At 53.3% G+C, this 12,265-nt stretch carries 2 protein-coding genes; both read right to left on the bottom strand.

Annotated features, from left to right (window positions below; genetic code table 11):
* Positions 1–15: 15 nt before the first annotated feature.
* The gene (locus IEY52_RS09640; RefSeq protein WP_189002471.1) at positions 16–489 is read right to left on the bottom strand and encodes a hypothetical protein; all 474 of its coding nucleotides are present in this window, start codon (positions 487–489) and stop codon (positions 16–18) included.
* On the bottom strand, positions 486–12,140 hold the full coding sequence (locus IEY52_RS09645) for a polymorphic toxin-type HINT domain-containing protein (RefSeq protein WP_189002472.1): 11,655 nt from the start codon (positions 12,138–12,140) through the stop codon (positions 486–488). The genes IEY52_RS09640 and IEY52_RS09645 overlap by 4 nt, the downstream gene beginning before the upstream one ends.
* Positions 12,141–12,265 lie beyond the last annotated feature (125 nt).

Below are 12,265 nucleotides of genomic sequence, written 5' to 3' on the forward strand. Positions count from 1 at the left end.
AAATCATAAAAATTCCTATGAATCAGAAACTTCCTCTAATTTGGCTATAAGACTTGCTATGACTATCTCCTTCAAAACAAGATTCTCATTAAATACTAAAACAGCATGGTTATTTGTACTAACAATAAATAATTGTTCTAGATATGGATCTATCATTCTTTTATACAAAATATTATTAATTTTGCATAATTCTACTACATCTTCATAGGTTAATTTTTTCAAAGCTCTTATACTTGAATCAATCTTCTCCGGAATTCCCCTAAAATCTATATTGATTTGTCTTATCTTTCCTTCGGAAATTATGATATAAGATTTTTGAAAGAATATATAATTAAAGCACAAATTTTCATATAAAATTTCATCTTCTTCAGTTTCTTGTCCAAATATTTCTTTAATTTGGTCTACTGAAGAGTGGAGACCAAGTCCAAATATCTGCTCTCGAGTAAGAAAATCATCAATAAATTTAGTTATAAAGTTATATTTTTTCATGGTACAACCTTAAACTGTGTTTGCCCAGTAAAAGCTTCCATTAGTAGTTTCGCTTCAGCAACTCTTTGTGCCATAGATGGGACATCAGACCAGTTTCCGATAATTGCCTCAGCGCCTTTAGCTGCTTTCTTCATATTTTCTCTTATGAATTCTTCAACACTAGCAGCAACTTTGCCATCTACTTCCACAGCACTTTTCTTCTTACTAAATGTTGATTTCAATTGAATTTCGATATATTCATTTACAACCTTTCCTTTGGCATCACGTACAGTGACCCTGGTAGGAACTAAGTTCAATTCACCATTTCCATAATTTAGATGGAAACCTTTAGATATTGCATCTGACGCACCTACAGTTGTTCCCTGAAATGATATCTCACAACGTTTCTTACCATTATGCACCAACCAGCCCTGTGCCCCTACAAAGAAAGTATGGGCTTCAGCAACCTCCAGATTGTACATGGTGCGGGCTTGCTCAATGATATTCACATACCGAACTTCACCCAGAGTGCCATCCGCTTGCTTGAGTTTATCCCCTACTTTCAGATGACCAGCGCCGACCCACTTGTCGCTCAGGTCCGAGTGGCCTTCGGGTTTGGGTCTGGGTTCACCGTCTGAACGCTCCGTGACGTAGAAGGGGTGTTCTGGAGTGGTGGTGATGAATTCCATCTGACCCGATTCAGGGTCACTGATGCCTAGCACGGTCAGGGCAGGGTCTTCGTTTTTGAAGATCTGGGAGATGGGCTGGTATTCTTCCTTGCCCGTTTCTTCGTTAAAGGCCAGGACTTTCTCGCCCACCATCAGAGAGGCAATGGCTTTGTCTCCAGAGGCCGTTTTCACCAGGGTTTCTGGATCAAAACTGTTTCCACATGCTTTTGCAGCCCCCCTAAACAACTCACCCACATCTGTATCAAGCCAGCCCTTGATTTTGGAACCAAATGCAGATGCAGCAGCAGTTGCTTCTTCTGGGAGGTATTTTCCAAGGGTCCTGACCAGTGGGCCTGCAGCTTCGCCCCAGGGAACCACAGATGCCGCGGCAAGACCACAGGCCAGTTTGTCGCCAAATCTACACTCTTGCAGCGTGGTGATTCCCAACAAGTCATCCACAATCTTCATGGTTGTCTGGGCATTGATAATTTTCAACTGATTTTCAAATTCTTTATCTGCATAGTAAGAAATCATATGCCTTGCAATTTGATCTGGACTTGCACCATTCTTGATGATTTTCGCAAGTTCATCATGACCATGAATAAAATCGAAAGCTTTGAGATAACCTTTTTCAACGGAATCAGCAATAGAATTAAGGAAGATTGCCTTGGTATCAGATTGCATCTTTGGAGAATCAATAATGGCCAGGGCCGCTTCATAAGCATACAATCTTCCATAAACGGATATGTTGATGTTGCCTCTGATTCTATCTTCAATCAGTTGTTGATACCTCCTCATGGCCTTGCCTATTTCGTCATCGCGTGCGGCCAGGTCAGCCACCCTTTGTTCAATGTCATTTTTTGCTTTTTCCAGGTCTTGCTTGGCAATACATCCCTTGACGGTACACAAGTAAGCTGCTGGTCCCGCCATTGTTTCAACCGTGTTGCTGCTGGGTTTGATGCTGGTGCTGCGGGGAGCATGGCCTGTGTCAGGGGTTGCGGGTTCTGTGCCTTCACTGGACACCACATCTCCAGGTGAGTCACTGGTGGTCACACCCACACTGGGAGGAGCAGGTTCAACCCCTGCAACCCCGCCAGGGTTGAGGTCCTGAATGGGCGCACCGGAATCTGCCCCATGGGTCTGAACCTCATTGAGGGTCACGCCTTCAATGCTCCCAGGCAGCACACTGCTGTTTTCTGCCTGATCCCCATCAGATTTCACTGTGGTGTCACTGACCGTGATCTGTCCTGTTGCATCAATGTGAACTGTGGGCGCAGGGGCTGATCCAGGCGTTTTTTCTTCTGCAGCCTGGGGGGAAACGGCTTTGCCCTGAACCACCTGTGTGCTGGTTCCCTGAGAGAAGGTGGTGATTTCAGGACTGGAGATGCCATCTTTCTTGTCTGAAGTTTTCTGGGTCTGGCCTTCAGCAGGGGTTTCAGCTGTGGGTTTCTGTGGGGTTTTTGCTTTGGTGGTGTCTTTGGCCCCAGAGGGTTTCACATCTCCAGGAGAGGGAATGGGATCCACCTGATCGTGGGACTGGACATCCAGGGGTGCCACAGTGCCTGTGATGGATTCAGGCAACACTTCTGCAGCTTCGGTGTCTGCCTGGGTGTCTGGTGCGTCAAAGACCACCACGCCCGTCCATTCTGTCGAACTGTTGACCCCATCGGCCAGAGAAAATGTGGCATCTCTGACCTGATCATACTTGTCAGGTTGTTTCAGGTAATCTGCGTTTGCCGGGTCATAGGTGCCACTTCCGTTGGTGGAAGCCAGGGTAGAACGGTCAATGGTTGCGGTGTAACTGCCTTCCTTGTGGCGAACCATTTGAATGGTCAGTCCTGTGGAGTAGGAACTGTTCCATTTGCGCTCGACAAGTGTGGAGTATTTGGTGGATGTGCCATCTGTGGGCAACTGGCGCACACCTGCCGTGCTGGACAGCACCTCATCTCCTGTGGGGCTGTAGAGAAAGTGGTTCCAGTTGTGCTTGTCTGCCTCCACCTTGTAGAAGAGGGCGACTTTCTGATCGGCGTCATACCGCTTCAGGTAACCATAATTCTTGAAGATGTTGCCGTCTTTGCTGGTGAACAGGATGCGGTTGCCTCTGGAGTCCAGAGAGTACTGCTTGTAGAAGGTGACCGTTGCATCGTTGGGCTGAGGCGTTTCCTCCCGGAACAGGTGCCCATCTGTGGGGGTGTACACATAATTGGTCACCGTGGTCTGACCAGAAGGAGCAGAACCTGTCCAGACCCCCGTGGTCACAATCACGCCACTGAAGTTCTCTGCTGGCTTGTTGTCACTGGTTTTCATCACCATGGGTGCAGAGGCAGCAGTGAACGACACTTCACCCCGGTTCATGATGCTGATGTCTGTGGTTCTGGTGGGGCTGCCCACCTGGGTTTTCGTTGGCGCAATTTCAGATGTGGAGAAGCTGGAAGAAGTGCTCGTCAGATTCTGATAGTTGGCATCGTACGTGTAGCCCACCGTGTTGGTGGTGCTGTTTCCGTACGTCCCTTTCACCAGATAAGTCAGGCTGTACAGGTTGAAAGGCGCACCAATGGTGGTGTAAGTGGCGGTGAAATCTCCTTCGGTTGGGAAGGGATCCGGGGTGGTACCACTTTGCTGACCTGTGTTGGGCACATAAGTCCTCTTGGATTCACCAGGAGAACACTCTGCACCCCCCAGTCCGTCTGCAGTACAATCCATGGTCTGGCTGGTCTGGCTGACCAGATCCCCATTCGACACAAATTCGGTCTTGTAGGAGTTCTGGGTGTCAGAGACTTCTGCTGTTCTGGAATCAGTTTTCACCAGGGAAACAGACTGACCATAGGCATTGTATTTGTTGGTGAGGGTGGTGTTGTATTTCCAGGCCTTGTTGAGCTGCAGGTTGGCAAACATGGCTTCGCCATTTTTCCAGACCACAGAACTGGCATAAGCTGTGGGTCCAAACACTTTGGACGCTCTTTTGGAAAGGTCATCATCGCCAAGGCTGGGATTTCCAACCTTGCCGATTCCCAGTTGATCCAGGGTGGATGTCACCACTCCACAGGCATCTTTGGTTTTCACAGTTGAATAATTGAGACCAGAAAGGGTCTGGGTGGTCTTTTCTGTGAAAGTGCAACCCGTCACTGCAGAGTACATGGAAACGGTCTGGGTGGCATCCAATCCGTAAGCAGTGGTGATCACCAGGGGCTGGGCCGCAGAGGCAGCCAGCACATTGAAATTCTGGGCATTGACGTCTTCGGGCTTGATGAAATAACGGGCTCCATTGGAGTCTTTGCTTTCAATCTCTCGACCCAGCGTGTCGTACTTGAAGGTCTGGAAATTGGAGGTGCCTCCAGAAGTGACGGTCACTTTGGATCTGTTGCCATCCAGGTAGTATTCATTCTCTGTCACCTGGGTCAATGGCGTGGCTTCCAGGGTGTTGTTATGGGTCACGCTCTGATCGGTGATGGTGGTTTTCTGAACCAGACCCCGGTTGTTGTACTCGGTGACAATGGCTCCCAGGGTGGCCGCCAGAGTGGTAGAGCCAATCTTGGCAGGGTTCTCCACATTGATCTTCAGGTTGCGATCGCCACGGGTTTCCCGACCCTGGGCATCGTATTCGTAGGTGAAGGTGTTCTTCTTGAGCACCTGGCCTGCAGCCAGCACTTCATCGTATTTCTCTTTCAGCAACCCCAGCGTGTTGTATTTCCAGTAGGTGCCGTAACGCGTTTCTGGTTTTCCGCTCGCATCCAGCAACTGGGTGCCATCGTCTTTGGTCTGCTGGGCGTAAATCTGTGGGTTCCCACGGAAGTAACGGTAGACCCGCGCATTCAGGCTGTTGTAGACAAATTGTGCAAAGTACTCTTCTGCAAAGTACAGGTTGATGGGATCTGCAGCCCCGTTGGGATCATAGCCCACACCTTTGCTGATTTCTTTGCTGACCCGGCCCAATCCATCGAGCTCCCAGATTTTCAGGTTGCCTGCAGTGGGAGAACCCGCATTCACCGTCAGCTTCTGCACAGGTGTAAGGGTCAAGAAGCTGGGATTGGAATCGGTGTACGCATAACTGGTTTCCATCACCTTGTTCCCGTCCAGACGGTACAGGTGTTTCTTCCAGGGCACCCCGGTCGCAGAAAACACCGCAGGACGGGATTCCGCTGTCATTTTCCCCAGGCTGTTGTACTCGTAGTACGTGTACAGGTTCCGCTCACTCTTGCGGGTCAGGTTCCCATACCAGTCGTATTTGTAGGTGTAAGTGAAGCCACCAGACAATCCTGCTGCACTGTCCACACTGTTGGTCGTGGTGGTCCCGCTGGTGGTGGTGGTGCGGGCGAGTTCTTTCCTCTCCAGCACCTGACCGAAGGGATTGTACTTGAAGGTGGTCTTGAACCCCTCAGCGTTCACCTGTTCGGTGGTGTTGCCATCCTCGTCGTAAGCCTGCGTCAGCACCCCACCCGTCGGTAAGGTCGTCTTTACAGGTTTCCCCTGATGGTTGTACTCAAAACTGGTCCACACCCAGGTGGGGGTTCCAGACACCAGATTTGCACTGGGTTTCCCGGACTTGCTGGGCAGAGGCAGACTGTAATTGAACTGGAAGGACTCCACCTGATCAAAGTACATGCCAATGCTGCTGGTCCAGGAAGCCGTCCCTGTGGTGGCAGGCGTTCCCGTCACTTTCGGCAGGTAAGTGCCCACCACCATCCCATCGGCAGTGATGGAGGAGAACTTGCTGATCACCCCACCAGCAGCAGAGGCAGGATCATACCATTCGCTCTCGGCATACACCTGGTTCAGCGGATTGTAGTACAGCTTCCTGACTTTCCCATCGTTGTTCATCTGTCCAACAACATTCTTCGCAGCATCAAACGCAGACCACACCACAGCATCCGTCTGGGTTTTGTCCAGGGTGATGCTTCTGGAGGACAGCGGATCTGAAGTGGATGTGGGTTCTTTGGCATTCCACAGGGACTTCTTGACCCGGTAAGCGTTGTTCAGAAGGTCGTAATCGGTGGTGGTGACGTACCCTTCGGCATCCGTGACCTTCACGGCCTGACCAAGGTCGTTGTACTCGGTGGTGGTGGTCGCCACATCCCCCACCAGGCTGCCATCGCTGACTCTCACCAGAGGATCTGCCCAGTTCACCGTGGTGTCGCTCTCCAGCAGCACCCGTTGTTTGATCACCTGCCCCAGGTTGTCGTACGTGCTCGACACCACACTGCGGCGGTTGTCTGTCACGCTGTTGCTCGACACGTTCCGCATCACCGGGCTTACCGTGTACAGCAGGTTCCCTTCCACGTCGTACCGCTTCACCATCCGACGGCTGTCATTGTCCGACACGATGCTCGCGTCATACGACAGCGTCACAATCTCCAGACCCAGCTGGTCATACACATGATCCGTGTTGAAGGTCCCCGTGTTCACGTTCGTTCCGGCCAGCGTGCTGGTGGCATACGTGGTCTTGGATTCCCGCGTCACCCAGCCCAGATGGTTGCGGGCATACGTCTGCAGCAGCTCCACTTCCCCTTTTGGGTCCAGTTTGGTCTGCTTGTCCACCCCACCAAACGCATCGTAGGTTTGCGCCATGCCGCTGCCATCCGGGTTGCTACCACTCAGTTCCCGTCCCAGGCTGTCATAACTGTGGCTGATCACAAAGTCGTTCTTCAGCGTCCCGCCTTCCAGCACCAGGCGGTGTTCTTTGCTCACCCGACCAAAGCTGTCCAGTTCATAGGTTTCCAGGCTCCTCAGCGTGCTGATCGGAGACTGCGCGCTCCACGCCGTGTTCGGACCCAGCCCTCTGGCCACCCCGGTCAACATTCCGTTGCTGAAGTGGTAATCCGTCAGGTTGCTGACATGCCCACTCCAGTTGCTCAGCAGTTCCCCACTCGAGGCGTAATTGTTCACCTGTTCGTTCTGGTAGCTGCCCAGCAGTTCGGTGCTCCACACCTTCTGCCCGAACCCGTTGTACACCATCCTCGTCTGGTAATTGCTCCTGGTCACACTGCTGGGATCTGCCGTCACACTGCTCGGCAAGTTGCCTGCCACTGCACCCACCAGTTCATCGCGCACCACATTGCCGAACTCGTCGTAATGCAAGTACTGGTTGCTCAGGGTGTTGCCCGCCAGGTCCCGCGTGATCACCTGAGAGGGTTGATCCTGCGGTTGTTTTACCGTGCGGGTCACCGTGGGTGCCCCTGCGGTGGTGGTGTTGTTCACATCCCGGTAGTACAGCAGCTGGCCGGTGGTCACGGTGGCATCGCTTGCTGCCCGGTAAGTGTAGGTCGCGGTGGTCTGGTGCGCCACCCCGTTCTGGTCATTCCACTTCACACCCTGCGTGGCCAGCAGTCCTCTGCGGCCACTCTGGTCGTAGGTCAGCACCGTCCGGCGCAATTCCGTTCCACCCACACTGGCAATGCTGGCAGGAATGACTTTGGCATCAAAAGACGCCCCTTTGAGGATGGCAGCGTCCACCTGGGCCACCACGTTGAAACTCTGGTTGTTCACCAGCACTGCGGTGCCCAGGCTGTACTGGTTCACTGTGCCCAGTGCAGGGTAACTGGGGGTGTAAGGGGAGGTGGTGTTGCCGTAAAGGTAACTGCTGGTGATCGCGGGACGCTGGCTTTGCACCAGCTGGTTGTCGTTGTTGTAAACGAAGTTCTCTTGGCTGGTCCAGCCTTTGCGTTCCGCCGGGTTGAATTCCCCGAGCACTTCAGCGCTGACCCCTTCAGGCAAAATGATCTGCTGGTCTTCAGCACTCTGCGTGGCCGTTAGGGCCATGGGGGCGAACTTCAGGTTGGCAATGCCGTTGCGAACACTCAAAATCTGATTGGCGACATTCAGGATTCCCGGATCGCTGCTGCTCTGGGTGCCCATCGCAGCCTGCACCACTGCCTGCCAGTCTTTGGTGCCCTGCAAGGCTTCATCGGTGGGAATCAACCCTCCGTTGACCTTGAACACGCCATTGTTCTTGGGAATGCCTGAATCGTTGAAAGTGCATGCCAATTCCTGACCGCCAATCTTCATGGTCAGGGGCCGTTCAATTTTGATGTCCCGGTTGTTGTTCAAACCCACTGCAATAGAAGATTCGATGGAACTCTGTGCACCAATTGGACGCATGTCAAAGTAACGCACAGCCATGCAACCATCAATGTCAATTTTGCTTTCAGCAGTGGTCTGACTGAGACCAAACCAGGTGTATTGGGTGGAACCAGAATCCTTCCAACCCAAGCCCATGATGGGATACCAGAACTTGCCATCGGCACTGGTGGGCAAGTTCTTCATTTCGATTTTGAACTGGAAGTTGCGCTTCTTGTTGGGATCATTGGGTGTACCACAATCCCATGGATAGCAGAGGTAAATGGTGCTGGGATAGATGCCCGAGTTGGGGAAGTCGTAAAAGTCGAAGCCGAAGTAACGCACTTCTACGGGGATCACGTCGTAGACACTGGGGTTCTCTTCAGAAACCGCCACCAGCGTGTACTGCTGCGTTGACCCTGACAGATCCTTGCTCCAAGCTGGAGGCGTAAAGGTGATGGTCTCGTCGTTGTCTGACGTTTTCGCAATGCTGCCACCGTTGGTGTACCAGCGGATCTTCTTGCTGAACACATCACTGGAAGTCGCAGCACTGTCCAGGTTCAAATGTGCCTTCACCTGATAACCCTTGTTGTAAGGGTTGTTCGCAGAAGCAGGCAGCGGAATCTGGTAACGCACACTGGTGGGTTTGGTCCCGGTGGTCACTGCAGAGAGCGGCAAGTCCCCCTCGGGGGCAGGGGCAGCCACGCTCTTGATGTACGAGTACACCGGCAAACTCACTTCGTTCACCACATCCGGGTAGCTGTCGCTTTTGGCTTTCACCGTCAACTGAAAGGAAGGCACACCCCTCGGGATCTGCACCAGCTTGCCATCCAGGTAGTTCAGTTTCAGGTTCCGCACGTACCACCCAGGGTTGTTGGTGGTTTTCTCCAGCAAAGTGAAACGGTCGGTGTCATTGCTGACCACCAGGGTGGTGCTCACCGTCTGCCAGCTGCTGGTCAGGCTGCTTTTCTGCAGTGCCGCATCGCTCATGCCACTGTAAATGTCCAGCGCCGAGTCTGCTTTCGCGTCAAAAGACACCTGATAGCGACCCACAGGCAGTTTCTGCTTGAGGGTCAGACCGCCCGTCACATTGTCAGTGCTGCTGTCCGATTTGAACACTGTGTAACCATTGCTGGTGGGATCTTGCACCATCACGGCAGGCTTCAAGAAGTACCCGCCCCACAGCCCACTGTCCGGTCCGGTCAAATCTGAATCCACAATGCCACTCACAGGGTTGTTGTTGCCATCCACCTGATTGACCATGACCCCGGCAATTTGCCATGCAGGATTGCCGCTTGTCTGCTCAAAAATCTGGAATTGCCGCGAGAAATTGTTGTCCCAGTAGTTCATGGATCCCACATTGAAAGTGGTGTCGAAGTACTTCCAGCTGGTGGTCAGGGTGCCACTGGTGCTGGCATAGTCATTGATCCCGTAGTTGATCGGCAGGGTGCCACTGACTGTGCGGGCCCAGAAGCGCACCCGGCAGGCTCCCAAGCACCCCTGGCTGAAAAAGTAGCTGTGAGAGATCAGTCCACTGTATCCATTGGCGTTGTCTGTACTGGGCACATTGAACACCCGATGCGCTGGATATTCTGCAGCGTTGCGCGACGTCCAGGCACTGCTGTCTGTTAACGACTTGGCAGGATCGTAATTCTGGCTGGAGGCCTGCAAGACCGCAGGAGCCACACTCAGGGCATCAAACTCGAAGTCTCCCGTCCCAGTGGCAATCAAACCCAGGTCTCCACTGGTGGTTTCGTTGACTGTGAAAGGAATGTTCAGGGTTTTCCAGCTGGATTCCAGGGTGAAAATCTGATCGGTCTGGCCCGGAATCCTCACCAGCACACTTCCCGTGCGGGAGTCGTTCTTCTTCACCTTCACCGTCAGGGTGTAACTCCCCGGAGACAGCAAGGTTCTGCGCAACACTTCCGGCATCAGGGGATCACTCTGCCAGCGCACCGAAAGGCCCTGCACCCGCACCGCAGAAGCCGTGCTGCCCGCAAACACATTGGCCCTGACCATCGGGGTGGTGGATGCTCCGGTCACCAGATCCCTGGTGTAAAGTGCACTCCAGTTGCTGGCTTCCGTAAAGTTGTCTACCCCGGGCATGGTGACAGCCACCAGACTGGGGGCATCAATGGTCCAGGTCAAGCTGGATTTGGTGGGATCTGCTCCCTCCAGCACGCCGCTGAACACCGCCAGGTCCCCAGGACGGTAGTACCCTTTGTCTGCCGTCAGGTTCAGTCGCAACGGAATCTTGTCGTCAATGAAGAACTGTTTGCTGGCAAAGGTGTCCTTGCGGACCACATTCCCCCGACCATCGTAAGCATAGTGGATGGTTTTCCCCAGCGCTTCACCCGTGGCGTCCGGGTTGACTTCCAGGGCGAGGTTGCCGTTCAGGTAGTAATCGTAAGACCACTTCAGGTACCGGTTCACGGCAGTCAGTCTGGCGTTGCTCGCCGCCTGCACGTCCTTCACCCAGCGTTCCCGCAGTCGGGAGCCCTTGTCGTAGTAATACTGGGTTTCCTGGTCCCCCTGCGATACCACCACTTTCAGGCCCTTGTACAGCGGATCTGCATCGGTGTAACCGTAAGTGGTTTTGGGTTGCACGTCCGTCCCACCCGTCACCGCGGCTGTGGTCGCGTCAATGCTGGCATCCACCAGATCTCTGGATTCCGTCAGGGCGTAACTGGCCTTGCCGTTCAAATTCACCGCACCATAGGTGTAACTGGTGGTCAGCAATTTGCTGCCGTTCACCCAGCTGCTGGGGGTGTTTTTGTCCCCAGTGGTGTTCACCACTTCCCGGGTGATGGCCTTGAGAAGCACCGGTTTTTCACTCCCGAAGCTCTGGGCGTTGCTGTAATGCAAAGTAAAATTGCGGGTGGAGTTGAGGCTGAAGGCGGTGCCTTTGCCGTCCCAGGTTTTGAAACCCACCCCTTTGAGCAGGTACAACCCCGCCTGCGCACCATAACTGAAGGTGGTTTGCTTGTTGATCAGTGTCCCATCATTCTTGTAATCGATCTGGCCCAGCACCCACCCGTTGACACCAGCATCCACCCACCAGTAACTGGTGATGCGGCCAAACTCATCTTTGATTTCACTGATGCGGCCTGCCGTTTTGTCCTGGTAGTTGATTTCGGTTTTCAGTCCGCCGCTCAGGCCCTCACTGACATCGGTCCCGGTGAGTTTGGCAGTGCGGTACTGCTGGCTCGGGTTCTGCACATAATCCGGGAAGGCCCCATCGTTGTGAAACGTGGTGCGGTTCCCGTTGTGGTCGTAGTGGTGCCCATAAAGTCCATCCAGACCCTTGACAAAAACAATCCACTCTTCGCTGTGCCGCGTCCCCACCATGGGTCTCACCCGGTAAAACGCCACCGTCTGGATGCCGCTGCTTTGCTGGGCACTGATCACTGCAGCATAACGCGCTTTGATCCAGCTGGGCGCATCAACTGGCAGGCTGCTGTCCTGCACCTGGCTGAAACGCTGGGTGCTGCCGTCACCCTGCTCCAGGATCACTTCGCCGCTGAGGGACCCCAGAGTCCAGCTGGGTTTGAAGTCACCGAGGGCACTGTCGAGCAGACGGGTGCGGTTTTTGAGGTTCCAGTTGGCGTTGAGGACGGTATTCTTGTTGTCCTGGGGGGTGTCTACTTTGGTGTTGCGGCTGAGTTCTCCGACATCGAGGTAGACGTTGCCGTTGGCGAGGTTGATGGCATCGCTGATGTCCCCGAAGCCGGGGGCGTTGAAGGCCATGACTTCGAGGGGGATGCGGCTGACCCCGGCTCCGGGTCGGCTGATCTCACTGGGGGACGCAAAAGCCACCCCAAAGGGCAGGAACTGTCCCAGCAGGATCAGGGATGTGAGGCCCAGACCCATCGACAATTGGTGTCGATGCTGGGGAGAGGAGGCAGGTTGTGCATTTCCATTGCCGAGCTCACGATACGGGTGAATTTTCATTTATAAACCCCTCAAGAATTTCTCAATTTACAGTTTTATCACACTTCTCCCATGAAGATGAACCACCTGCCCAGACACATCGGGGCAAATCTCGTATTGTGGAAAAAGAAGGCTTTCTACAATGT

It is taken from the genome of Deinococcus roseus (genome assembly GCF_014646895.1).
Taxonomy (GTDB): Bacteria; Deinococcota; Deinococci; order Deinococcales; family Deinococcaceae; genus Deinococcus_C; species Deinococcus_C roseus.

Bases quoted from the DNA above. Each gene is read 5' to 3' on its own strand.
- IEY52_RS09640 (WP_189002471.1), bottom strand. From the start codon at position 489: ATGAAAAAATATAACTTTATAACTAAATTTATTGATGATTTTCTTACT.
- IEY52_RS09645 (WP_189002472.1), bottom strand. From the start codon at position 12,140: ATGAAAATTCACCCGTATCGTGAGCTCGGCAATGGAAATGCACAACCT.